This window comes from Serratia plymuthica, from assembly GCF_018336935.1.
In the GTDB taxonomy this organism is placed as follows: Bacteria; Pseudomonadota; Gammaproteobacteria; order Enterobacterales; family Enterobacteriaceae; genus Serratia; species Serratia plymuthica_B.
On the sequence record NZ_CP068771.1, the window covers coordinates 4,659,661 to 4,681,787 of the forward strand.

The following is a 22,127-nucleotide window of genomic DNA, read 5'->3' on the forward strand; positions in this document are numbered from 1 at the left end:
TACCCGTGATAAGTAGTAGGGCAGTGGACGGGGTGTACGGGGAAACGCACAATGAAAAACGATTTAGAAGACCTGCATGCTTTTCTCGCCGTCGCGCGCTCAGGGGGATTTCGTGAAGGTGCGCGAACGTTGGGCCGGAGCGCGTCCGGAGTCAGCGACGCCGTTCGGCGCCTGGAAAAGCAGCTTGGCGTCCGGTTGTTTAACCGCACGACGCGCAGCGTAACGCCAACCGCCGCCGGTTATGGCTTGCTGGAAAGGCTGGGGCCGGCGTTGGCCGAGGTGCAGGGCGCGCTCGATGTGGTTAATGGTTTTCGCGATAAACCCGCCGGAACGCTTAAGCTGAATGTTCCTGCCAGTGCGGCGCGTCTGGTGCTGCCTGCGTTGATTCCCGCCTTTCTCGCTGCCTATCCGGATATCAAGGTTGAAGTGCAGACGGAAGAAAGCTTTGTCGATGTGCTGGCCGCCGGCTGCGATGCCGGCATCCGTTATGAAGAGCGGCTGGAAAAAGACATGATTGCCGTACCTATTGGCCCGCGGGTACAGCGCTTTGCCGCAGGCGCATCTGCGGATTACCTTGAACGGCGTGGGCGGCCTGTGCATCCGCATGATCTGTTTACGCACGCCTGTATCAAGGGGCGTTTCCCCAGTGGGAAAATCTACCCCTGGGAGTTTGCAAAGGACGGGGAGAATATCTCACTTCAGCCTGAGGGGCCGCTGACGGTGCAGGCCGGTGGCGCCACGGATCTGGCCATTGCGGCGGCGGTAGCCGGCGTGGGGATTGTCTATCTGTTTGAAGATTGGTTGAAACCTTATTTGGTCAAGGGTGACCTTGAACCGGTGCTAGAACCCTGGTGGCCACAGTTTTCCGGCCCGTTTCTCTATTATTCCGACCGGCGGTTTATCCCCTCGCCGCTGCGCGCTTTTATCGATTTTATTAAGCAGGGGGCGGGTTGAGAGCGGGGGGCGGATTTGCCAGTATTATCTTCAGACCATATCTGAACGTATACCAATGCAGGAAAGTGGCGCTGATTTAGAAGGTGATTCTAGCATCCGGCATCAGTAGTTAACGCTTTTGTTCCCATGCTTCTCTGATGTACTGAATGTTAGGTTTGAAGCGTGACATGTGGCGGATACCTACCACAGGCACATCGAATTGCTTAAACCTCGCAGTAAAGCAGAAGGTGGAGTAATAGCGGCTTTGGCTTATGTACTCGGGTTCATCGCCATTGCCGAAGGCTTTTAATAGCAAGCGAGCTGCTGAGTGAGAGTTCATTCCGTTACTGTAAGCAATAATTAGCTCAGGCTTACAGAGGGGGACGGTAATTTCTTCAAAGAAACCCATCGATTTTTCAATCAGGCGATCCAAACTGCCAATTGCGCTCTCTTGAGCACTTTTTTTGAGCGACAGGGCATCTTTAGAGCACATGAGCAATGCGTTTGTGTAGACAGTATCTTGCCAGCTAAAGCCAAGCTGCTCAGGGACTGATTGCAGGCGATTTGCCAAATGTTTGATACCCCATTCACCTTCAGTACCGGCCTTAACATTAGAGAAATAAGGTGAATTAAAGCCGTTTATCACTGCTTCAGCATTTGTAAAACCGCCATCTGCAGATGAACCATTGAACCCAACCATGATTAAACGCTTTCTTGCTGGTTTGGCTGCTAACAATTCGAAGGAACAATCATAAGGGCGGCCGGGGAGCTTGCTTAAATCATGCCGCTCTAATCCTTCCATGATTATTTTTCTGGTCATTTCCATCTTGGCAGTTTATCCCTTAAATGAGTCTGTTTTCGGATCTGCTCCATGCTAGATCGAATTCAGCATCTTGCTCAGAAAAAGCTTTATAGAAAACCTTTTCACTCACTGTGAACAGTCAGCCCTTCTTCAACAAAACATCTATCAGCGAGGTAAATACGGCGCTTGAGGAAAAAGCATGTTCTGTTTTGTGCTCCTCATCTTTGATGTCTTTAAATCTGATAACGGCGGCCTCCGGGGACAGGGCTTCCAGTTCTTCAAATTGTTTTGCGTATCCTTTGCTCAAAAAATGTTTCTGCCTGGCTTCGAAATCAGGTGATGAGATATTGAGAGCAAAAATTTGATCCCCTTTCACGAAAAAGTTGTAAACCACCATGGTAATGTCCTTACTTCGGTGTGGGGCTATGACGACACGCAGCGGGCGTCTCTGATGCTTATAAATCAGCGTTTCACTGTAACCAATAAACTAGCGGGCAACCTTATGCTTTGCAAGGGTAATGTGGGGTTGTTGTGTGAGATGGCTAAAGATATAACGGCAGTTATTTCTATTTTATTTTTAAAATAGATGATTAAACGTGATTGTGAGCGATGCAGATGCGGAGACGAAGTGTCTGCATCGGTGATTGATCGACATTTATGGCACATATTTACCTAAACGTAGACCAATAAATCCCAGGTTAAGTGGATATCCTGGGGGCCTCGGTGTACGACAGACACAAAAAAGCCCGCAACTGAGTCGCGGGCTTTTTCGCTATTATCGCCGGATCTATCTGGTATCACCGGTGACCTATTTGGTGGAGCTGGGGGGATTTGAACCCCCGTCCGGAATTACTACACCGTCGGCACTACATGCTTAGTCCAATCATTACATTCGCCGGTCAGCTGCGGATGGACACGCCACTAACAAACTAGCCTGATTGGGTTTAACGCTTCAGCCCCAGGCAGGACATCCACGCGATCTCTTTTGGGTTTGACCTCTCTTGATCCCCGTCCTAAGAGCGGAGGCTAGGGAGAGAGGGAATCTTCAGTTTCTTAGGCTGATTAAGCTGCTAAAGCAGCAGATTCGAATTGCGAGTCGTTTGCAATTATTTTTTTTGCGGCTTTTTACGAGGCCAACCGCCCCTCGGCATGCTCCTAAGGCCTCACAATCCCGTCGAATCCAGAATCAGCCCCAAGTAACTTTGTTCAGTATACCAGAAGTTTAACCCGTTAAGCCAGAGGCTTATCGGTTGGCATGCTTCATGATACGGGATTTCGCCGTCTGCCATTCACGATCTTTGATGTCATCGCGTTTATCGTGTTCTTTCTTACCTTTGGCTACGCCGATTTTGATCTTGGCCCAGGCATTTTTCCAATACATGGACAAGGCAACCACGGTATAGCCGTCGCGGTTTACGCGGCCGAGCAGTGAGTCCAGCTCACGTTTTTTCAGCAGCAATTTACGGGTACGTGTCGGATCGCATACCACATGCGACGAGGCTACGTTGAGCGGTGAGACGGTGGCCCCAAACAGGTAGGCTTCACCATCGCGGAAGGTCACGTAGCTGTCGCTAATGTTGGCTTTGCCGGCACGCAGCGATTTTACTTCCCACCCTTGCAGCGACAGGCCTGCCTCGAACTCTTCTTCAATGAAGTATTCGAAACGCGCTCGCTTGTTCTGCGCAATGGTGGCTGAACCGGGTTTGTGTGCTTTTTTCTTTGTCATAGTTTGTTCATTATACTGGATGATTCGACGAAAGAAATCCTTTACCGCTCAGCACCTGCGCAATTTTTCGCATTTTTGGCCCCCGCGTTGCATAGCAGATTTTTTGTTTGGCGATAGATAAATGGTATTATCTGTATGTTTTGTGTCTCACAGGAAATGATATGCCCCAGATCAGTCGGTCTGCGTTAGTGCCGTTCAGCGCCGAGCAGATGTATCAGTTGGTTAACGATGTTCACTCTTATCCCGATTTTCTGCCAGGTTGCACCGGCAGCCGGGTGATTGACGCGTCCAACAATCAGATGACCGCCGCGGTTGACGTTGCCAAAGCCGGTATCAGCAAAACCTTCACTACGCGCAACACGTTGCTGGATAACCAGAGCATCAATATGCAACTGGTTGATGGCCCGTTCCGCAAGCTGATGGGGGGCTGGCAGTTTACGCCGCTGAGCCCGGAAGCCTGTAAGGTTGAGCTGCACCTGGATTTTGAATTTACCAACAAACTGATCGAGCTGGCGTTCGGCAAGGTGTTCAAAGAGCTGGCCGGTAATATGGTGCAGGCCTTCACCCAGCGGGCGAAAGAGGTTTACAGTGTCTGATATTCGGGTTGAGGTGGTTTACGCCTTGCCGGAGCGTCAGTATCTGCGCAAGGTTACGCTGGCGGAAGGCAGCAGCGTTGAGCAGGCCATCACGGCCTCCGGGCTGCTGGAACTGCGTGGTGACATTGACTTGCAAAGCAATAAGCTGGGCATCTACAGCCGCCCGGCCAAGCTGGGTGATGTGCTAAACGATGGCGACCGGGTAGAGATTTATCGCCCCCTGATTGCCGACCCGAAAGAACTGCGTCGGCAACGGGCAGAGAAAGCAAAAAAATAAGGCGCTGAATGCGCCTTATTTTTTATCAGAATTTTATCTTCCGAGTTGCAGCCTGTTACTGTCATGAAGAACCTGAATCGCCCCTCACGGGCCGGACGATAGCTCCTGCGCCTATTACTTGGTCAGCGCCGGTTTGTTCTGAATATCGGTCAACACGCCTGCGCTATCAAAGGTCAGCGTCAGGGTTTGCTGGGTGATATCTTCATGGCCAGGTTGCTGGCGGAATACATAGAACCACGTCTGAGTACCGAACGGATCCTGTAACATTGGTGTACCCAATGTATAAGCGACCTGTTGCTGGGTCATACCTTTTTGGATTTTAGCCACGTCGGTCGACGTCAGGTAGTTCCCTTGGTTGATGTCAGGCCGATAAACCACCTTCTCAAAAGTAGAACAGCCTGCAGTCAGCATCACAAGAACCACAGCGGCAGCAGCCAGCGTTTTACAGCGCATAGTAATCACATTCCTTTAGGGCATAGGATGCCGATGATAATAGACCTTGCAGCAGTTGGAAACCTTTATACCCTTCATCTTTCAAGTTGTAGCGGCGTTGCCTTCCCTCGTTCACCCCAGTCACTTAGTTGACTAAGCTCCTGGAGATTCTCTCGGTTGTCGCCTTGCCACAGCTTGAAATCTATTGGGTGTACCCTTCATCCCTCGAGTCGTAGCGGCGTTGCGTTCCCTCGTTCACCCCAGTCACTTAGTTGACTAAGCTCCTGGAGATTCTCTCGGTTGTCGCCTTGCCACAGCTTGAAATCTATTGGGTGTACCCTTCATCCCTCGAGTCGTAGCGGCGTTGCGTTCCCTCGTTCACCCCAGTCACTTAGTTGACTAAGCTCCTGGAGATTCTCTCGGTTGTCGCCTTGCCACAGCTTGAAATCTATTGGGTGAACCCTTCATCTCTCAAGTTGTAGCGGCGTTGCCTTCCCTCGTTCGCCCCAGTCACTTAGTTGACTAAGCTCCTGGGGATTCCTTCTCGCACCCCAGGCGCTTAACTGACTAAGCGGCTGGGGGATGGGGCGGTTATCGCCTTGCTGCACCTTGAAATCTGCCAGGTAAACAGCGCCAAAGTCAGACCTCGGAAAAGTGAAAAAGTTGAGCTTTTTTATGCAGCCAGCAGTTCTTTTGCGTTTGCCAGCGTGTTGCGGGTGACTTCACTGCCTCCGAGAAGGCGCGCCAACTCCTGCAAGCGGGCACGTTTATCCAGCGGCGACATCTGCGTTTCGGTTTCCGTGCCGTCGGTCTGCTTGCTGACAAACAGATGTTGATGCCCGCACCCCGCGACCTGCGGCAGGTGGGTAACGCACATCACTTGCGTTGATTCCCCTAGCTGGCGAAGCAGGCGACCCACGATGGCGGCGGTCGGGCCGCTGATACCCACGTCCACTTCGTCGAAAATCAGCGCCGGGGTTTCCATCTTGCGGGCAGTGATGACCTGAATCGCCAGCGCGATGCGTGACAATTCGCCGCCGGACGCCACTTTAGCCAGCGCTTGCAATGGTTGACCCGGGTTGGTGGATACGCAGAACTCGGTGCGGCTTGCCCCTTCGGCGCTCAAATATTGGGGCTCGAAGCGCACATCGATGTTGAATTTGCCGTGTGGCATAGAGAGCGCCTGCATGCTGTCGGTAATCAGCGTGGTCAGTTCGGCGGCGTAATGCTGGCGTTTCTGGTGCAATTGTTCCGCCAGAACCAGCGCTTGCTGATGGTGCAGGGTGACCGCTTCGTTAAGGTGCTCGTGGTCGCTTTCCTGTTGCGACAGCAGCTGTTGTTCATCCAGCAATTGCTGGTGTAGCTGCGGCAGTTCTTCCGGCGCCACGTGATGTTTACGCGCCAGGTTGATTTGCCGCGACAGGCGCTGTTCCAGTTCATGCAGGCGGTTGGGATCGAGATCCATGCGAGCGGCATAGTGGCGCAGTTCATCGCTGGCCTCGCTGATTTGGATTGAGGCCTCTTCCAGCATGTTCAGCAGTTCGCCCAGTTTTTCATCCATGCCGACCAGTTCGACCAGCAGGTGTTTGGCGGTGTAAAGCTGGCTGAGCATGTTGTGTTCTTCATCATCGGCCAGCAATTGCAGCGTTTGCTGGCTAATGGTCAGCAACTGGCCGCTGTTGGCCAGGCGCTTGTATTCCGCATCCGTTTGTTCAAATTCGCCGGCCTGCGGGGCGAACTCATTCAGCTCTTTCAACTGATATTGCAGCAGCTGTTTGCGTGCGTCACGCTCGAGGGACTGTTGTTGGTGGTGCGCCAGTTCGCGGCAGCTTTGGTGCCAGCGTTGGTAAGCCTGTTGCATTTGCGCCAGCAGGGCGGGTTCATCGGCATAGGCGTCCAGCAGCTGTTTTTGATGCTCGGGTTTGAGCAACAGCTGATGAGCATGCTGGCCGTGGATTTGAATCAGGCGTTGGCCAAGTTCGCGCAGTTGCGAAAGCGGCACGGCGGTGCCATTGATAAAGCCGCGCGAGCGGCCGTCTGCGTTGATCACCCGGCGCAGCAGGCACTCATTGCTGTCGTCCAGTTGGTTCTGCTCAAGCCATTGGCGGGCTGAGGGGGTATCCGCCAGCGAGAAGCGCGCGCAGATATCGGCACGGGCGGCCCCCAGGCGCACCACATTGCCGTCGGCGCGGTTGCCGAGGCACAGGCCCAGCGCGTCGATGGCGATGGATTTACCGGCGCCGGTTTCACCGGTAATCGCCGTCATACCCGGTTGAAAATCAATCTCCAACTCACGAACGATAGCAAAATTGCTGATGGTCAATTGCGCCAGCATGGGAACCTTCCTGTGTATAAACACATAACTGTAGTTTCATACAGTATAAACTGGTTTTATATACAGTAAAGTAGCTGGCGACGTTTTTAGAACAATTTTTTTGACCAGCCGAGTTTTGTGCTTAAGGTATTGAAATAGCTGTAGTCCTTTGGATGAATAAGATTCAAATGGAAATCACTACGGCGTATCAATACCTCTTCGCCTTCCTGGATAGGCAGCGCGATCTGGCTGTCGCAGCTGATTTCCAGATCGCTGCCGATCTGCGAAAACTTCAGCCGAATGGTGCTGTTGCCGTTGATCACCAGCGGGCGGGCGGAGAGGGTGTGCGGAAACATCGGCACCAGCGCGATGGCCTCCAGCGAAGGTGTCAGGATCGGCCCGCCGGCGGAGAGCGAGTAGGCGGTCGAGCCGGTCGGCGTGGCGATAATCAACCCGTCGGAACGCTGCGAGAAGGCGAAACGATCGTCGATATACACTTCGAATTCGATCATGTGCGCCACTTTGCCGGGGTGTAGCACCACTTCGTTGATGGCGGTGCTGATGCGGCACTGCTGGTTCTCTTTGTGTACGATGGTTTCCAGCAGGAAGCGCTGTTCATCGATGTATTCGCCTTCCAGCACGTCGGCCAATTGCTGCAGCGCGTTGTCGGGGTCGAGATCGGTCAAGAAGCCGAGATTGCCGCGGTTTACGCCGATCACTTTAATATCGTAACGCGCCAACACGCGCGCCGCGCCGAGCATATTGCCGTCGCCACCGACCACCACGGCCAGGTCGGCTTTCTGGCCTATGTCTGCCAGGCTGCCGGTCACGACGTCTTTCAGGCCCAAATCCTGGGCTATCTGCCGTTCGAGCATCACCGAGTAGCCTCGGGCGACCAACCAGTGAAACAACATCTCATGCGTTGCCAGCGCTGAAGGGTGGCGCGGGTGACCCACAATGCCAATACAGGCGAATTTCTTATTCATTGTTGTGATTTTCCTCACCGGGACGAGTTTATGCCCCACATTGTGACCGGTTGACTTGAAACCCCGGTTTTGATCCCCATAATAAGCCAAGTTGCGAGATTAATGCTAAAACGCGGAGATATTCATGAGTAGTAAAGAACAGAAGACGCCAAACGAGCAAGTCTCGGAAGAAATGGACCAGCAGGAAGTCTTGCCGGAAGTGGCTGAGGGCGTCGATCTGCGGGATGCGCGCATTGCCGAGCTGGAAACTCAGCTGGCTGAATCCCAGCAGCATGAACGCGACAGCCTGCTACGCGCCAAAGCGGAAATGGAAAACGTTCGCCGCCGTACTGAGTTGGATATCGAGAAAGCGCACAAATTCGCGCTGGAGAAATTCGCGGGCGACTTGCTGCCGGTGATTGATAACCTGGAGCGCGCGCTGGATCTGGCGGATAAAAACAATCCGGAACTGACGGCAATGATCGAAGGCATCGAACTGACGCTGAAATCCTTGCAAGACGCAGTAAGCAAGTACGGTATCGAAATCGTTGGCGACATCAACGTGCCGTTCAACCCGGACGTGCACCAGGCGATGAGCCTGATGGAGTCTGACGATCACCAGCCGAACCACGTAATGATGGTGATGCAAAAAGGCTATACGCTGAATGGCCGCCTGCTGCGCCCGGCGATGGTTGCAGTTTCCAAAGCCAAGGCTTAAGCGGAATTAAGTAAAGAAAAGGCACCTGCGGGTGCCTTTTTTGCGTCTGGGCCCGGTCTGAGTTATGCCTGCGGCAGTTGCGGCAGCCAGTCGATAGGTTTCAGGCCCTGTTGTTCCAGCAGTTGATTGGCCTGCGAGAAATGGCGACAGCCGAGGAAGCCGCGGTGGGCCGAGAGCGGCGAAGGATGCGGCGCTTTCAGCACGTGGTGGCGTTTGCGGTCGATAATGTTGCCTTTCTTTTGGGCATGCGAGCCCCACAGCAAAAATACCACGCCTTCGCGATTGTCATTCAGTGCGGCGATCACTCTATCCGTAAAGGTTTCCCAACCCAGTTTGGCGTGGGAATGTGCCTGGCCGCGTTCAACGGTCAATACCGTGTTCAGCAGCAGCACGCCCTGTTCTGCCCAGCTTTGCAGGCAGCCGTGGCTTGGCCGCTCAAACCCCGGAATATCCGTCGCCAATTCTTTATACATGTTCACCAGCGAAGGAGGAGCCGGCACGCCGGGAAGCACCGAGAAAGACAGGCCGTGGGCCTGGTTCGGGCCGTGATAGGGATCCTGGCCAAGTATCACCACTTTTACGTCCGCCAGTTCGGTATAGCGGAAGGCGTTGAACACGTCTTTTTGCGGTGGATAAATGGTCTTACCGGCCTGGCGTTCAGCGGCAACAAAGGCAAGCGTTTCATGGAAATAGGGCTGCTCTTTTTCCTTGCCGATGACGTCATGCCAGGTGAGGGAGGTGGACATAAACGCTCTCCTTTGTTTTCGTTAACAATTAATGGGTCATAGCTTACCGTTTAGCGTCATCCAGCGAAACCCGCTTTTGTCATTGAGCCACCTGTCCTGGTGCAAGTTTTTTCAAAATGCATACAAATAATTATTCACGGCGGCAAAGAGAAAATTGACATAAAACATAAACTTGTCCCTTCGTTATGTATGGATTATCGATAGGGATTGATTTTAATCAAAGAATTGACTTTGGCGGACTGGTATACAGAACAATAAGACAACAATGGTTTTACCAAATGGCCGAAACCAACTTTGAATTTTCTCACGAAAGAGAATTTTTCGTTCTTGTACGGAGGCAACAAAATGATTACTGGTATTCAAATCACTAAAGCGAACGACCAGGCGCTGGTGAACTCTTTCTGGCTGCTGAACGATGAAACATCAGAAGCCCGCTGCGTTTGCGCTAAAGCCAACTATGCCGAAGATCAGGTTGTGCCGGTCAGCGATCTGGGCCAGATCGAGTACCGTGAAGTGCCGCTGGAAATGCAGCCAACCGTGCGTGTAGAGGGTGGCCAACACCTGAACGTGAACGTACTGCGCCGCGAGACGCTGGAAGATGCGGTCAAGCACCCGGAAAAATACCCGCAGCTGACCATTCGCGTGTCCGGTTATGCCGTGCGCTTCAACTCGCTGACGCCAGAACAGCAACGTGACGTGATCGCACGTACCTTTACTGCCAGCCTGTAATGACCTGCGCAGTCACCGAGGGAGCTTAGGCTCCCTTTTTTATTGCTCGCCGGCCGGCAAAGTGAATCCGGATCACATTCCTCCGCAAAGATAATCGCCTGCATTACAGAACTGCTCCGACCTGCCGATAGCTACTCTGGCACCTGCATTGGGTGCGGCATTGATAAGCCTATCGACAAGGAGTCGGCATGAGTATGTCTTTGAGTTTTACCTCTGCGGTTAACCCTGCGGCCGTTCAACCCCCTGTAGTGCGAGCGGCACTGCAACCGGTGAGTACACCGCAACCCGCGCAATCACCTGCGGCAACGCTATCATCGAACAGCCTGAATGCCCGGAACCTGCTGAATGCGTTGGTGAGCGATATGTCGGCTGCCGCGCAGGCCGCCACGCCGCAGGGGATAACCCGCGGTCAGCAGCCTCAACAGGGCGATTATACGCTCGCGTTGCTGGCGAAAGACGTTTATAGCCTGAACGGCCAAGGTGCGGAAGGGTTCAGCCGCCTGAGCGACAGCGCTTTGCTCGGCGCGGGTATTGACCCTGCCAGCCTGCATGACGCGACATCGGGTTTTCAGGCCGGTATTTATAGCGACAACCAACAGTATGTTCTGGCCTTTGCCGGCACCAACGATATGCGCGATTGGCTGAGCAATGTGCGGCAGGCGACCGGTTATGATGATGTGCAGTACAATCAGGCTGTCGCGGTAGCTAAAGGCGCCAGGGCGGCGTTTGGCGCTGCGTTGGTGATTGCCGGCCATTCGCTCGGCGGTGGGCTGGCGGCAACGGCGGCGCTGGCGACAGGTACGGTGGCGGTTACGTTCAACGCGGCGGGCGTTTCCGACTATACGTTGAACCGTATGGGCATTGATCCGGCGGCGGCCAGGCAGGATGCGCAAGCCGGCGGTATTCGCCGCTACAGCGAACAGTACGATATGCTGACCGGAACGCAGGAATCCACTTCGCTGATCCCGGATGCCATCGGGCATAAAATTACCCTGGCCAATAACGATACCCTGAGCGGCATTGACGACTGGCGGCCGAGCAAACATGTGGATCGCAGCTTGACCGCGCACGGTATCGATAAGGTGATCAGTTCAATGGCAGAGCAAAAGCCGTGGGAGATGAAGGCCAATGCCTGAAAGGCGTCGGGTTCGGCAGACGTTGATTATCGCCGTGCTGGCGCTGATAACGGTCGCCGGTTTGCTGATTATGGCTGAGGAGCAACAGATGAATCAGTTTATCTCCCCGTTCAACGGGCGCGGCAATCAGGCGTTGGCGCAGGCGGTGATGCGCGGCGATACGCAGGGCATTGTCGAACAGGCAACAGAGCAGCGCTTGAACGAGCAGGGCGATAGTCAGGTCACGCTGCTTCAATGGGCGATTCTGTCGCAGCAACCGCAAAGCCTAAGCTCGCTGCTGGAGTTGGGGGCTGATGCCCGCGTGCCGGGGCTGGAGGGCAACAGCGTGCTGCATACCGCCGCAACGGTGCAGGATCCGCAGTATTTGCGGCTGTTGCTGGCGCAGGGTGTGCCGGTTAACCTGCGCAATGCGGTGACCGGCGCGACGCCGCTGTCCGCTGCGGTGCTGGCGGGGCGCGAGGAGCAATTGCGGCTGCTGCTGGCTGCCGGTGCGGATACCGCGGTGAGCGACAGGTTGGGGGACTCGCCTTTGCATCTGGCGGCGAAAATCAATGCGCCGCAGTTGGCGTTGATGTTGCTGCAGGCGGGCGCGGACGGCAAAGCCCGTAATCGGCAAGGCGCGACCTTCCAGTTCTATTTCTCAATGACGCCTGCCCACCTGCAGAGTGAAGAGATGCGCGATCGTTATCGGCAACTGGATGCCTGGCTGAAAACCCATCACCAGGCGACGCATTACGCGCAGCCGTAATGGGCATAAAAAAACGCCTTCAGATGAGTGAAGGCGTTTTTATTCACAGCGGCAGCATTACTTCGCGCCGTTGCTCTCAGGCTTGGCCTTTGGCTGGCGGCGTTTGCCCACGTTTTTCGCATCGCGATGACGTACTTTCACCTTGGCTTTTTCTTTGTTCTTTTCTTTGTCTTCCGCACGCTTGGCCAGCACCTTCTTCGAAGGTTTGCCGTTGCTCTTTTCGCTTGGCACCTTGGTTGACGGACGCAGTTCATCGATCACACGCGCTTTCAGCGGTTCGTTCAGGTAACGGCCCACTTTGCCCAACAGCAGGTGATCGTGCGCCTCGACCAGCGAAATCGCGGTACCTTTGCGCCCAGCGCGGCCGGTGCGGCCGATGCGGTGCAGATAGGTGTCCGCAGTACGCGGCATGTCGAAGTTGAACACGTGGGTGATATCCAGGATATCCAAACCACGAGCCGCGACGTCGGTGGCGACCAGCACGTTAACGCGGCCGTCCATCATGCGTTTTACCGCCTCGTTGCGCTTGGCCTGCACCATTTCGCCTTCGAGGTAGCAGGTGTTGATGCCCGCCTCGCGCAGCCAGGCCGCCAACTCGTGCACGCGCTCGCGTTTACGCACGAAGATCACGGATTTCAGCACGTCCGGCTGTTGCAGCAAATGCACCAGCAAGGCGGTTTTATGCTGCACGTCGTCGGCACGGTAGTACCACTGCAGGATCTTTTTGCGCTCGCGGCGTGAAGGGTCGGCTTCAACTTCCACCGGCTCTTTCAGAATGCGTTCGGCGAATTCGCGGATGGCATCGCCTTCCAGCGTCGCGGAGAACAGCAAAGTCTGGTTGCGCCAGCGGGTTTCTGCGGAGATGGTTTCGATATCCTGCGCGAAGCCCATGTCCAGCATGCGGTCGGCTTCATCGAGGATCAGCGTTTCTACCGCGCGGCAGTCGAAGTTTTCTTCTTTGATGTACTGCAGCAGACGGCCGGTAGTGGCGACCACCACGTCCTGGTTTTCGCTGAAGACTTCCGCGTGGTTCATATAGGCGACGCCGCCGGTAATGGTGGCGATATCCAACGAAGTATGGGCAGCCAGTTCACGTGCCTGGTCGGCTACCTGCATCGCCAGTTCGCGCGTCGGGGTGAGGATCAATACGCGCGGCGGGCCGGACTTCTTGCGTGGAAAGTCCAGCAGATGCTGCAATACCGGCAGCAAAAATGCGGCGGTCTTGCCGGTGCCGGTTGGCGCCGAACCCAATACGTCGCGCCCATCCATCGCAGGTGGGATAGCCTCGGCTTGAATGGCGGTCGGGCGTTCGTAGCCTTTATCGCGCAGGGCTTTTATCAGGCGTTCATCGAGATCGAGTTCGGAAAAATTGGTTGCTGTCATGGTCTACCTCTACTTGGGGCGCCGATTATAGACGGGTTGGCCGCGTTCTTCACCTATTTAAGCGGAAAGCATCTCTTTTCCCACAAATCAGATTGCCTTATGCTACGCCAGTTTTGTATCCAGGTGGTTATTGTGAGCAATCAATCGAAAGCAAATTTTACCCCGCGTCGCGGCGGTTTTACCTTTAAACAATTTTTTGTTGCTCACGATCGTTGCGCAATGAAAGTGGGCACCGACGGCGTACTGCTTGGCGCCTGGGCACCGCTGGCGCAAGCGCGGCGGGTGCTGGATATCGGCAGCGGCAGCGGGCTGATTGCGCTGATGCTGGCGCAAAGATCGGCCGATGATGTGTTGATCGATGCGGTTGAGTTGGACGAAGCCGCCGCCGGGCAAGCGCGTGACAACGTGCTGGAATCCCCCTGGCCGCAGCGCATTCGGGTACATGCGCAGGATATTCACCATTTTGCCCGGCATCATGCGGGTGAGTACGATCTGATCGTCAGCAACCCGCCGTATTTCGAGCCGGCGGTCGCCTGCCGCGATCGGGCGCGCCACAATGCACGCTATACCGAAACCCTGACTCACGATGCCTTGCTGGTCAGCGCTGAGCGGCTGCTCGCCGAGCGGGGCGCTTTTTGCGTGGTATTGCCGCATGATATTGGCGAGGCATTTGAAAACAATGCGCAACGGCGTGGCTGGCATACTGCACAGCGATTGAATGTCAGCGACCGTGCCGATACGCCGCTGCACCGGGTATTGTTGGTGCTGATGCGTCAGCCGGTCGAAGAAAGGGCAGAACAAAGCCTGGCGATTAAACAGGCCGACGGCAGTTACACCGATGATTTCCGTCGCCTGATTACCGATTTTTATCTTTTTTACTGAAACCGCCAGGGCGCCCCGGCGGCGTCAATCATGGCTGCAGTATGGTCGGCAGCGCTTCCGGCAACATATCCGGATAGTCCAGCGTGTAGTGCAGCCCACGGCTCTCTTTGCGCTCCATGGCGCTGCGGACGATCAGTTCCGCCACCTGCACCAGGTTACGCAGCTCCAGCAGATTGTTGGAAATACGGAAGTTGGCGTAGTACTCATCGATTTCGGCCTGTAGCGTATTGATGCGGCGCAGCGCGCGCTCCAGCCGTTTGGTGGTGCGCACTATCCCGACATAGTCCCACATAAATAGCCGCAGCTCATGCCAGTTGTGCTGAATCACCACCCGCTCATCCGCATCGTCTACACGGCTTTCATCCCACTGCGGCAACTGTTTCGCCAGCTTGATAAACGGCAGGCGCAGTTTGATGTCCTCCGCCGCCGACCAACCGTAAACCAGGCATTCCAGCAGCGAGTTGGACGCCATGCGATTGGCGCCGTGCAGGCCGGTGTAACTGACTTCGCCAATGGCGTAAAGCCCGTCCAGATCGGTACGGCCGTGCTGATCGACCATGACGCCGCCGCAGGTATAATGCGCGGCGGGCACGATAGGGATCGGTTGTTTGGTCAGATCGAAGCCCAGCGTCAGCAATTTCTCATGGATCATCGGGAAGTGCTGGGTAATGAATTCAGCCGGTTTATGGCTGATATCCAGATACATGCAGTCCGCACCCAGGCGTTTCATTTCGTGGTCGATGGCGCGCGCTACAATATCGCGCGGCGCCAGTTCGCCCCGCGGGTCAAAATCGGGCATAAAGCGGCTGCCGTCCGGCCGTTTCAGATAGGCGCCTTCACCGCGCAACGCTTCGGTCAGCAGGAAATTGCGCGCCTGCGGGTGGAACAGGCAGGTGGGGTGGAACTGGTTAAATTCAAGGTTGGCGACCCGGCAGCCCGCGCGCCAGGCCATGGCGATGCCATCCCCGGACGAGATGTCCGGATTGGTGGTGTACTGATACACCTTGGCTGCCCCGCCGGTGGCCAGCACCACTGTTTTGGCGCGGTAGGTTTCCACCTGCTCCAGCTCGCGGTTCCAGACATAGGCGCCTACCACGCGCCGGGTGCCCGGCAGGCCGATTTTGTTCGAGGTGATCAGATCGACCGCGTTACGGCGCTCCATCACGCAAATATTGGGGTGGCTGCTTGCTTTCCCTACCAGGGTGGTCTCTACTTCTTTACCTGTAGCATCGGCGGCATGCAGAATACGGCGGTGGCTGTGCCCCCCCTCACGCGTCAGGTGGTAGTGTTCCTCGCCCTGAGCATTGACTTCGGTGTCGAACAGTACGCCCTGCTCGATAAGCCATTGCACGCAGTGGCGCGCATTGCCGGCGATAAACTCAACGGCGTCTTTGTCACACAGGCCGGCTCCGGCAATCAAAGTGTCATCAACGTGTGAGGCAATGCTGTCCGTCTCATCGAAAACCGCGGCGATCCCGCCTTGGGCATAAAATGTGGCGCCTTCGTTGAGAGGCCCCTTGCTGAGTACAGTAACCTTGCAATGCTGTGCCAGGCGCAGCGCCAGTGACAAGCCCGCAGCACCGCTGCCGACGATCAAGACATCGCTAACATGTTCAGATGATGGTTGCATAACGTATGATGTGTGCAGAAGAAGAGTGAAATTCATGTTAGCCTAATTGTCCGGGCAAAAGCCACGGATTGGATGACATCAACAGAAAAAACAATGGCGATACGGAACTTCGTGTTCTGTATGAACTCCAAGCGAGTGCTTGCTCAGGAAAATAATGTATGGCTGGCAGTACAATTTTACGCGTGGAGACGGATTTGGGGAGAATTTACCTCGGATGAGCGAGCAGTTAACGGATCAAGTTCTGGTTGAGCGGGTCCAAAAAGGCGATCAGAAATCGTTTAACTTACTGGTAGTGCGTTACCAGCATAAGGTTGCGAGCCTGGTTTCCCGATATGTGCCGCAGGGCGATGTGCCCGATGTGGTGCAGGAGTCGTTCATTAAAGCCTATCGCGCACTGGAATCATTCCGTGGGGATAGCGCTTTCTATACCTGGTTGTATCGAATTGCCGTGAACACGGCAAAGAATTATCTGGTTGCTCAGGGGCGTCGTCCGCCATCCAGCGATGTGGATGCCAACGATGCTGAAAATTACGAAAGTGCGGGCGCACTGAAAGAAATTTCGAACCCTGAGAACTTAATGTTGTCAGAAGAGCTGAGACAGATAGTTTTCCGTACCATTGAGTCTCTCCCCGAGGATCTTCGCATGGCGATTACCCTGCGGGAGTTGGATGGTCTAAGCTACGAAGAGATAGCTGCCATCATGGATTGCCCGGTAGGAACCGTACGTTCGCGTATTTTCCGCGCCAGGGAGGCTATCGATAATAAAGTTCAACCGCTGATTCAACGTTAGCAATGGCGGACACAGGAAGGGTACTTAGGCATGCAGAAAGAAAAGCTTTCCGCTCTGATGGATGGAGAATCGCTCGACACTGAGCTGCTGAGTTCATTGTCTAATGACAGGGCGCTTCAACAAACCTGGCAGAGCTATCACCTGATACGTGACACACTACGGGGTGATATCGGACAAGTAATGCATCTCGATATCGCAGATCGTGTTGCTGCTGCACTTGAGAAAGAACCTGCACGTCTGGTTCCTTCTGCAGTACCGGAATCTCAGCCGCAACCGCACACCTGGCAGAAAATGCCGTTCTGGGACAAAGTGCGTCCCTGGGCCAGCCAGATCACTCAGATTGGCATGGCCGCCTGCGTTTCGCTGGCGGTGATTGTAGGCGTACAACACTATAATCAACCGGCCGCGCAGTCTGGCGCAGCTGAGTCACCGGCGTTTAACACCCTGCCGATCATGGGGCAGGCGTCCCCGGTCAGCCTCGGCGTGCCGGCAGACAGTTTCTCAACCGGCAGCGGGCAACAGCAGCAGGTGCAGGAACAGCGCAAACGTATTAACGCTATGCTGCAGGATTATGAATTGCAACGCCGTTTGCATTCCGATCAGCTGCAGCTTGAGCAAAGCAACCCACAACAGGCTGCCGTTCAGGTTCCCGGAACCCAGTCTTTAGGAATGCAACAGCAGTAATGAAGCAACTTTGGTTCTCCGTCTGTCTATTGACGGGCAGCCTGCTCTACTCAAACATCGCCCCGGCGCAGCCCACTGCGTCCGGGGCGTTGTTACAACAGATGAGCAGTGCCAGCCGTTCACTCAATTACGAACTCGCCTATATCAGCATCAGCAAGCAGGGGATTGAGTCGCTGCGTTATCGCCATGCGGTCATCGACAAGCAGCCGCTGGGTCAACTTCTGCATATGGACGGCCCGCGCCGTGAAGTATTGCAGCGTGGTGAAGGCATCAGCTATTTTGAACCTGGCCTGGAGCCCTTTACGTTGTCCGGCGATCATATCGTCGATGCGCTGCCGGCTATCGTCTACGCCGATTTTGACCGCCTGGCGAAATATTACGATTTCATCTCTGTTGGCAGCACGCGAATCTCCGATCGCCCCTGCGAGGTGATTCGCGTGGTTGCGCGTGATGGTTCGCGCTACAGCTATATTGTCTGGATGGATGTGGATACCAAGCTGCCGCTGCGTGTGGACTTACTCGATCGTGATGGCGAAACGCTGGAACAATATCGGGTTATTTCGTTCGTGGTGGGCACGGAAGTGCAGGGCGTGATGCAGGGGCTGATCAAGGCCAATCTGCCGCCGTTGCTGTCGCTTCCTGCGGTCGAAAACGTCAAACTGGGCTGGAGCACCGGCTGGTTGCCGGCCGGCGTGGATGAGGTGGCGCGTAACCGCCGCAAACTGCCGAATGTGACCGAACCTGTCGAGACGCGGTTATACAGCGATGGCCTGTTCAGTTTCTCGGTCAACGTCAGCCCGGCGGGAAGCGGCGCCGGCCAGCAGTATTATCGCCAGGGGCGGCGTACTATTCAGACTGAAGTGCGCAACGGCAACGAGATCACCATCGTTGGCGAACTGCCGCCGGCGACGGCCAAACGTATCGCTGACAGTATTACCTTCAAGGTGTCACCGCAATGATGAAAGAGTGGGCCACGGTGGTTTCGTGGCAACAAGGCGTAGCGTTGCTGCGCTGCGAACCCAAAGCCGGCTGCGGTAGTTGCACTGCCCGCTCGGGCTGTGGCGCGCGCGCATTGAACGAACTGGTACCGGAAACGGAACATCAGCTGCAGGTACGTATCGAGCAGCCGCTTGAGCCGGGCCAGCGGGTCGAGGTGGGTATCGCCGAGGGCAGCTTGCTGCGTTCGGCGATGCTGGTTTATTTGACGCCTTTGCTGGGCATGATGTTAGGGGGGAGCCTGCTGCAATACTGGCTGGGCACCGACGCTTCTGCGGCGCTCGGCGCACTGCTTGGCGGCGGCGCGGCCTTTATGCTGGCGCGTAGCCTGGCGCACCGCCTCGGCGAGCAGGCGAATTACCAACCCATAGTTCTGCAAATCGGTTTGCCGCCTGGGGCTATGCGCCTGCAGACGGACACTGAACCCCTGCGTTAAAACTGCTGCCGCGTCATCGCCGGATTATGATAGGCGGGGATGCGGTTGTAGATCATATGCTCCAACAGCGCTATAAACAGATCGGCGCTGAGCAGCGAAAAATAGCCTATCGTAAACAGCGCATTACCCTGGTTATCCAGCAGCCGGATAATGCCGCGCTGCGTGTTATTCTCCAGCGTGCGGATCTGCTCAATCGGGATACTCTCCTGCGGCGTGATCAGCGCCGTCGCGCTCAACTGCAGCGTTTGGGGCGTTTGCTTCTTGCGATTGCCCGGCAGCAAATGGTTCAGCCAGAGGGCACTGCAGCTCAGATAGCTAAATGACAACACCTCACCCTGATAAAGCGCATTCAGCGCCAGTGGACCGCGCTGCTGGATCTGCTGGTTGATAATGACATCGACCAACCGCCAGGAATGGGACAGATTGCTGAACACCGTGCACCAGGGTTGTTCGGCAGTAGTACGAAATGCCATCACGTTGCATAGCCCGCCAAACAAGCGCCCACCGCGAAAACGATAAATATCGCCAATTTTTTCAAAGGGGATAAACCGCTCTTTGCGGCTATGGTCGTTAATCACCCGAACGCCATGCTCGTACAGGCGATAAGTCAGCGTTGGCCGCAGGTAGTGGCGCAGCGCCAGCAGACTACCGCCGAGTAAAATAGTGGCTGCGCCGGTTTGCAGCAAGATCAGTACCGCATTTTCATCCATGTTGCTCAGCAGCGGCAGCAACAGCAGCGCCGCACCTACAGATAACAGCAGCGATGCCGCTGCCAGAATGCCCCAATTGACCTTAGAAAAATCGTGCCGGCTCAGCATTTGCCCTTTATCGATCATTACGCACCTTCCAATCAACGTACAGAGATATGCCGGTGAACTCCGGTGGGCATGCCGATGTAGTGCCCTGAATAATATTTTGTCGCGGAGTTCTTCACCCTTTCTATAGGAGGCACCGGAGAGCGTATATGGGGATTTTCCGAAAGCCGGAGAGGGGAAAGGCAATTCTAAGATGTTGATCCCAATATTATTTATTCCTGATTTAGGAAGGAGTTTATTGCGTTATCGGCGGTTATGTATTAGCGCCGAAGATGAAGGCATGCGCAGCACATGATTTCCGTTGATTCGGTGGTGCAAGCAGTGGTTTTTCATTCATCGGCTTTTGTTAACATCTTCTTTCACAACCTGGAGCGCCGTGTAACACTAAAGTGCGCATAATAGAATGCCTTCACTGCACCGATCGCTAGGTTTTCAGTGTTGTGGCATGTAGAATGCAGCGATTCAGGCGGAAGACGGCCGAACCCATTCACTGTCGCTTTAGGTCCATACGGGTTTCTATAGGCGAGTAATTCAGAAATACCAAGGCAGAAAAACTTTTATAATGAAGCATATACGAAATTTCTCCATTATTGCCCATATTGACCACGGTAAGTCGACGCTGTCCGACCGTATTATCCAAATTTGCGGTGGCCTGAGCGAGCGTGAAATGGCTGCGCAGGTGCTTGATTCTATGGATCTTGAGCGCGAGCGTGGCATTACCATCAAAGCGCAGAGCGTCACGCTGGACTACAAGGCGACAGACGGTCAAACCTATCAGCTCAACTTTATCGACACCCCAGGGCACGTTGACTTCTCCTACGAGGTTTCTCGTTCGCTGGCCGCTTGCGAAGGCGCGTTGCTGGTGGTGGATGCCGGGCAGGGCGTAGAAGCTCAGACGTTGGCCAACTGTTACACCGCGCTGGATATGGATCTGGAAGTGGTGCCGGTACTGAACAAAATTGACTTGCCGGCCGCCGATCCCGATCGCGCCGCGCAGGAGATTGAAGACATCGTTGGCATCGACGCCACCGATGCGGTGCGCTGCTCGGCCAAAACCGGCGTCGGCGTGCCGGAGGTTCTCGAACGTCTGGTGCGCGACATCCCACCGCCGGAAGGCGATCCTGAGGCGCCGCTGCAGGCACTGATCATCGACTCCTGGTTCGACAACTATCTGGGCGTTGTTTCCCTGGTGCGCGTCAAGAACGGCACGATGCGCAAGGGCGACAAGATCAAGGTGATGAGCACCGGCCAAACTTATAACGCCGATCGCCTCGGGATCTTTACCCCGAAACGCGTCGATCGCGACGTGCTGAACTGCGGCGAAGTAGGCTGGCTGGTTTGCGCCATTAAAGACATCCTGGGCGCGCCGGTGGGCGATACCCTGACGCTGGCACGTCAACCGGCAGACAAGGCGCTGCCAGGTTTCAAAAAAGTGAAGCCGCAGGTTTACGCTGGCCTGTTCCCGATCAGCTCGGACGATTATGAAGCCTTCCGCGACGCGCTGGGCAAACTGAGCCTGAACGACGCCTCCCTGTTCTATGAGCCAGAGAGCTCCACCGCGTTGGGCTTTGGTTTCCGCTGTGGCTTCCTCGGTCTGCTGCATATGGAGATCATTCAGGAGCGTCTGGAGCGTGAATACGATCTGGAGCTGATTACCACGGCGCCAACGGTAGTTTATGAAGTTGAAACCACCGGCAAAGAGACCATTTACGTCGACAGCCCGTCCAAACTGCCGCCGCTGAACAATATCATGGAGCTGCGCGAGCCGATCGCCGAGTGTCACATGCTGATGCCGCAGGAGTTCCTGGGCAACGTCATCACGCTGTGTATCGAAAAACGCGGTGTACAGACCAACATGGTCTATCACGGCAACCAGGTCGCGCTGACTTACGAAATCCCGATGGCGGAAGTGGTGCTCGACTTCTTCGACCGTCTGAAATCCACCTCCCGCGGTTATGCGTCGCTGGATTACAACTTCAAACGCTTCCAGACGTCTGACATGGTGCGCGTCGATGTGTTGATCAACAACGAGCGCGTGGATGCACTGGCTTTGATCACCCACCGCGACAACGCGCAGTACCGTGGCCGTGAGCTGGTGGAGAAGATGAAAGAGCTTATTCCGCGTCAGCAATTCGATATCGCCATTCAGGCTGCGATCGGCACCCATATCATCGCGCGTTCCACGGTGAAACAGCTGCGTAAGAACGTTCTGGCAAAATGCTATGGCGGCGACGTCAGCCGTAAGAAGAAGCTGTTGCAGAAACAGAAAGACGGCAAGAAACGCATGAAGCAGGTCGGTAACGTTGAGTTGCCGCAAGAAGCGTTCCTGGCCATTCTGCACGTTGGCAAAGACAGCAAGTAACCGCGATAAGGTCGCGTAATTAGGGAG

At 55.1% G+C, this 22,127-nt stretch carries 23 protein-coding genes and 1 other RNA gene; 13 read left to right on the forward strand and 11 right to left on the reverse strand.

The features are described 5' to 3' along the window. Window positions 1–51: 51 nt before the first annotated feature. A complete protein-coding gene (locus JK621_RS21735) occupies window positions 52–954 on the forward strand; it encodes a LysR family transcriptional regulator (RefSeq protein WP_212557604.1) in 903 nt (300 codons plus the stop codon). Between the two features lie 109 nt (window positions 955–1,063). On the opposite strand, the gene JK621_RS21740 is transcribed toward JK621_RS21735, so the two are convergent. From JK621_RS21740 to smpB, 4 genes are all read right to left on the reverse strand, one after another. After that, window positions 1,064–1,759 carry a hypothetical protein gene (locus JK621_RS21740; protein WP_249337106.1) on the reverse strand — a complete coding sequence of 232 codons (696 nt, stop codon included), beginning with the start codon at window positions 1,757–1,759 and terminating at the stop codon, window positions 1,064–1,066. A gap of 115 nt (window positions 1,760–1,874) precedes the next feature. Next, window positions 1,875–2,132 carry a hypothetical protein gene (locus JK621_RS21745; RefSeq protein ID WP_212557605.1) on the reverse strand — a complete coding sequence of 86 codons (258 nt, stop codon included), beginning with the start codon at window positions 2,130–2,132 and terminating at the stop codon, window positions 1,875–1,877. A gap of 416 nt (window positions 2,133–2,548) precedes the next feature. After that, window positions 2,549–2,929: a transfer-messenger RNA gene (ssrA, locus tag JK621_RS21750) on the reverse strand. A 49-nt stretch (window positions 2,930–2,978) separates the two neighbouring features. Beyond that, a complete protein-coding gene (gene smpB / locus JK621_RS21755) occupies window positions 2,979–3,461 on the reverse strand; it encodes an SsrA-binding protein SmpB (protein ID WP_004953643.1) in 483 nt (160 codons plus the stop codon). A 161-nt stretch (window positions 3,462–3,622) separates the two neighbouring features. On the opposite strand from smpB, the gene JK621_RS21760 reads away from it, so the two are divergent. Both JK621_RS21760 and JK621_RS21765 read left to right on the forward strand, forming a co-directional pair. Beyond that, a complete protein-coding gene (locus JK621_RS21760) occupies window positions 3,623–4,057 on the forward strand; it encodes a type II toxin-antitoxin system RatA family toxin (RefSeq protein ID WP_212557606.1) in 435 nt (144 codons plus the stop codon). Next, the gene (locus tag JK621_RS21765) at window positions 4,050–4,334 is read left to right on the forward strand and encodes an RnfH family protein (RefSeq protein ID WP_212557607.1); all 285 of its coding nucleotides are present in this window, start codon (window positions 4,050–4,052) and stop codon (window positions 4,332–4,334) included. The genes JK621_RS21760 and JK621_RS21765 overlap by 8 nt, the downstream gene beginning before the upstream one ends. Before the next feature lie 114 nt (window positions 4,335–4,448). On the opposite strand, the gene bamE is transcribed toward JK621_RS21765, so the two are convergent. The 3 genes from bamE to nadK all read right to left on the reverse strand — a co-directional run bounded on the left by bamE (window position 4,449) and on the right by nadK (window position 8,066). Further along, entirely contained in the window at window positions 4,449–4,787 is a 339-nt protein-coding gene (gene bamE, locus JK621_RS21770) for an outer membrane protein assembly factor BamE (RefSeq protein WP_004953634.1), read from the reverse strand. Window positions 4,788–5,439: 652 nt separating this feature from the next. Further along, window positions 5,440–7,101: a DNA repair protein RecN gene (recN, locus tag JK621_RS21775; protein WP_212557608.1), complete on the reverse strand. Its 1,662-nt coding sequence runs from the start codon at window positions 7,099–7,101 to the stop codon at window positions 5,440–5,442. An 86-nt stretch (window positions 7,102–7,187) separates the two neighbouring features. Beyond that, on the reverse strand, window positions 7,188–8,066 hold the full coding sequence (gene nadK, locus JK621_RS21780; protein WP_004953629.1) for an NAD(+) kinase: 879 nt from the start codon (window positions 8,064–8,066) through the stop codon (window positions 7,188–7,190). 124 nt (window positions 8,067–8,190) lie between these two features. Here nadK and grpE point away from each other — a divergent pair, with 124 nt between their 5' ends. Further along, entirely contained in the window at window positions 8,191–8,763 is a 573-nt protein-coding gene (gene grpE, locus JK621_RS21785; protein ID WP_212557609.1) for a nucleotide exchange factor GrpE, read from the forward strand. A gap of 62 nt (window positions 8,764–8,825) precedes the next feature. Here the strand turns inward: grpE and ung are convergent, their stop codons facing one another. Further along, window positions 8,826–9,509 carry a uracil-DNA glycosylase gene (ung, locus tag JK621_RS21790; RefSeq protein WP_212557610.1) on the reverse strand — a complete coding sequence of 228 codons (684 nt, stop codon included), beginning with the start codon at window positions 9,507–9,509 and terminating at the stop codon, window positions 8,826–8,828. Window positions 9,510–9,854: 345 nt separating this feature from the next. Between ung and grcA the strand changes: the two genes are divergently transcribed. The 3 genes from grcA (at window position 9,855) to JK621_RS21805 (ending at window position 12,122) form a co-directional block, all read left to right on the forward strand. Next, on the forward strand, window positions 9,855–10,238 hold the full coding sequence (gene grcA / locus JK621_RS21795; RefSeq protein WP_212557611.1) for an autonomous glycyl radical cofactor GrcA: 384 nt from the start codon (window positions 9,855–9,857) through the stop codon (window positions 10,236–10,238). Window positions 10,239–10,426: 188 nt separating this feature from the next. Continuing rightward, a complete protein-coding gene (locus JK621_RS21800) occupies window positions 10,427–11,374 on the forward strand; it encodes a phospholipase (RefSeq protein WP_212557612.1) in 948 nt (315 codons plus the stop codon). Beyond that, window positions 11,367–12,122: an ankyrin repeat domain-containing protein gene (locus tag JK621_RS21805; protein ID WP_212557613.1), complete on the forward strand. Its 756-nt coding sequence runs from the start codon at window positions 11,367–11,369 to the stop codon at window positions 12,120–12,122. Before JK621_RS21800 ends, JK621_RS21805 begins: the two co-directional genes overlap by 8 nt. A 57-nt stretch (window positions 12,123–12,179) precedes the next feature. Here JK621_RS21805 and srmB read toward each other — a convergent pair whose 3' ends face one another. Continuing rightward, entirely contained in the window at window positions 12,180–13,505 is a 1,326-nt protein-coding gene (srmB, locus tag JK621_RS21810; RefSeq protein ID WP_126484674.1) for an ATP-dependent RNA helicase SrmB, read from the reverse strand. Window positions 13,506–13,604: 99 nt separating this feature from the next. Between srmB and trmN the strand changes: the two genes are divergently transcribed. After that, window positions 13,605–14,387, forward strand: coding sequence for a tRNA(1)(Val) (adenine(37)-N(6))-methyltransferase TrmN (gene trmN, locus JK621_RS21815; protein WP_249337107.1), 783 nt, complete (start codon window positions 13,605–13,607; stop codon window positions 14,385–14,387). A gap of 28 nt (window positions 14,388–14,415) precedes the next feature. Here trmN and nadB read toward each other — a convergent pair whose 3' ends face one another. Continuing rightward, window positions 14,416–16,017, reverse strand: coding sequence for an L-aspartate oxidase (gene nadB / locus JK621_RS21820; RefSeq protein ID WP_212557615.1), 1,602 nt, complete (start codon window positions 16,015–16,017; stop codon window positions 14,416–14,418). Between the two features lie 214 nt (window positions 16,018–16,231). Here nadB and rpoE point away from each other — a divergent pair, with 214 nt between their 5' ends. Genes rpoE through rseC form a run of 4 tightly spaced genes read left to right on the forward strand, consistent with a single transcriptional unit; the run spans window position 16,232 to window position 18,923 of the window. Continuing rightward, window positions 16,232–16,807: an RNA polymerase sigma factor RpoE gene (gene rpoE, locus JK621_RS21825; protein WP_004929136.1), complete on the forward strand. Its 576-nt coding sequence runs from the start codon at window positions 16,232–16,234 to the stop codon at window positions 16,805–16,807. 30 nt (window positions 16,808–16,837) lie between these two features. Then, the gene (rseA, locus tag JK621_RS21830; RefSeq protein ID WP_126484667.1) at window positions 16,838–17,491 is read left to right on the forward strand and encodes an anti-sigma-E factor RseA; all 654 of its coding nucleotides are present in this window, start codon (window positions 16,838–16,840) and stop codon (window positions 17,489–17,491) included. After that, on the forward strand, window positions 17,491–18,450 hold the full coding sequence (gene rseB / locus JK621_RS21835; protein WP_212557616.1) for a sigma-E factor regulatory protein RseB: 960 nt from the start codon (window positions 17,491–17,493) through the stop codon (window positions 18,448–18,450). Before rseA ends, rseB begins: the two co-directional genes overlap by 1 nt. Further along, window positions 18,447–18,923 carry a SoxR-reducing system protein RseC gene (gene rseC / locus JK621_RS21840; protein WP_212557617.1) on the forward strand — a complete coding sequence of 159 codons (477 nt, stop codon included), beginning with the start codon at window positions 18,447–18,449 and terminating at the stop codon, window positions 18,921–18,923. The genes rseB and rseC overlap by 4 nt, the downstream gene beginning before the upstream one ends. Here the strand turns inward: rseC and JK621_RS21845 are convergent. Next, the gene (locus JK621_RS21845; RefSeq protein ID WP_212557618.1) at window positions 18,920–19,759 is read right to left on the reverse strand and encodes a hypothetical protein; all 840 of its coding nucleotides are present in this window, start codon (window positions 19,757–19,759) and stop codon (window positions 18,920–18,922) included. The genes rseC and JK621_RS21845 overlap by 4 nt on opposite strands. A 541-nt stretch (window positions 19,760–20,300) precedes the next feature. Here JK621_RS21845 and lepA point away from each other — a divergent pair. Further along, window positions 20,301–22,100, forward strand: a complete 1,800-nt coding sequence (gene lepA / locus JK621_RS21850) for a translation elongation factor 4 (protein ID WP_212557619.1) — start codon at window positions 20,301–20,303, stop codon at window positions 22,098–22,100. Window positions 22,101–22,127 lie beyond the last annotated feature (27 nt).

Bases quoted from the DNA above. Each gene is read 5' to 3' on its own strand.
- JK621_RS21735 (WP_212557604.1), top strand. From the start codon at position 52: ATGAAAAACGATTTAGAAGACCTGCATGCTTTTCTCGCCGTCGCGCGC.
- JK621_RS21740 (WP_249337106.1), bottom strand. From the start codon at position 1,759: ATGGAAATGACCAGAAAAATAATCATGGAAGGATTAGAGCGGCATGAT.
- JK621_RS21745 (WP_212557605.1), bottom strand. From the start codon at position 2,132: ATGGTGGTTTACAACTTTTTCGTGAAAGGGGATCAAATTTTTGCTCTC.
- smpB (WP_004953643.1), bottom strand. From the start codon at position 3,461: ATGACAAAGAAAAAAGCACACAAACCCGGTTCAGCCACCATTGCGCAG.
- JK621_RS21760 (WP_212557606.1), top strand. From the start codon at position 3,623: ATGCCCCAGATCAGTCGGTCTGCGTTAGTGCCGTTCAGCGCCGAGCAG.
- bamE (WP_004953634.1), bottom strand. From the start codon at position 4,787: ATGCGCTGTAAAACGCTGGCTGCTGCCGCTGTGGTTCTTGTGATGCTG.
- recN (WP_212557608.1), bottom strand. From the start codon at position 7,101: ATGCTGGCGCAATTGACCATCAGCAATTTTGCTATCGTTCGTGAGTTG.
- nadK (WP_004953629.1), bottom strand. From the start codon at position 8,066: ATGAATAAGAAATTCGCCTGTATTGGCATTGTGGGTCACCCGCGCCAC.
- grpE (WP_212557609.1), top strand. From the start codon at position 8,191: ATGAGTAGTAAAGAACAGAAGACGCCAAACGAGCAAGTCTCGGAAGAA.
- ung (WP_212557610.1), bottom strand. From the start codon at position 9,509: ATGTCCACCTCCCTCACCTGGCATGACGTCATCGGCAAGGAAAAAGAG.
- grcA (WP_212557611.1), top strand. From the start codon at position 9,855: ATGATTACTGGTATTCAAATCACTAAAGCGAACGACCAGGCGCTGGTG.
- JK621_RS21800 (WP_212557612.1), top strand. From the start codon at position 10,427: ATGAGTATGTCTTTGAGTTTTACCTCTGCGGTTAACCCTGCGGCCGTT.
- JK621_RS21805 (WP_212557613.1), top strand. From the start codon at position 11,367: ATGCCTGAAAGGCGTCGGGTTCGGCAGACGTTGATTATCGCCGTGCTG.
- srmB (WP_126484674.1), bottom strand. From the start codon at position 13,505: ATGACAGCAACCAATTTTTCCGAACTCGATCTCGATGAACGCCTGATA.
- trmN (WP_249337107.1), top strand. From the start codon at position 13,605: ATGCTACGCCAGTTTTGTATCCAGGTGGTTATTGTGAGCAATCAATCG.
- nadB (WP_212557615.1), bottom strand. From the start codon at position 16,017: ATGCAACCATCATCTGAACATGTTAGCGATGTCTTGATCGTCGGCAGC.
- rpoE (WP_004929136.1), top strand. From the start codon at position 16,232: ATGAGCGAGCAGTTAACGGATCAAGTTCTGGTTGAGCGGGTCCAAAAA.
- rseA (WP_126484667.1), top strand. From the start codon at position 16,838: ATGCAGAAAGAAAAGCTTTCCGCTCTGATGGATGGAGAATCGCTCGAC.
- rseB (WP_212557616.1), top strand. From the start codon at position 17,491: ATGAAGCAACTTTGGTTCTCCGTCTGTCTATTGACGGGCAGCCTGCTC.
- rseC (WP_212557617.1), top strand. From the start codon at position 18,447: ATGATGAAAGAGTGGGCCACGGTGGTTTCGTGGCAACAAGGCGTAGCG.
- JK621_RS21845 (WP_212557618.1), bottom strand. From the start codon at position 19,759: ATGATCGATAAAGGGCAAATGCTGAGCCGGCACGATTTTTCTAAGGTC.
- lepA (WP_212557619.1), top strand. From the start codon at position 20,301: ATGAAGCATATACGAAATTTCTCCATTATTGCCCATATTGACCACGGT.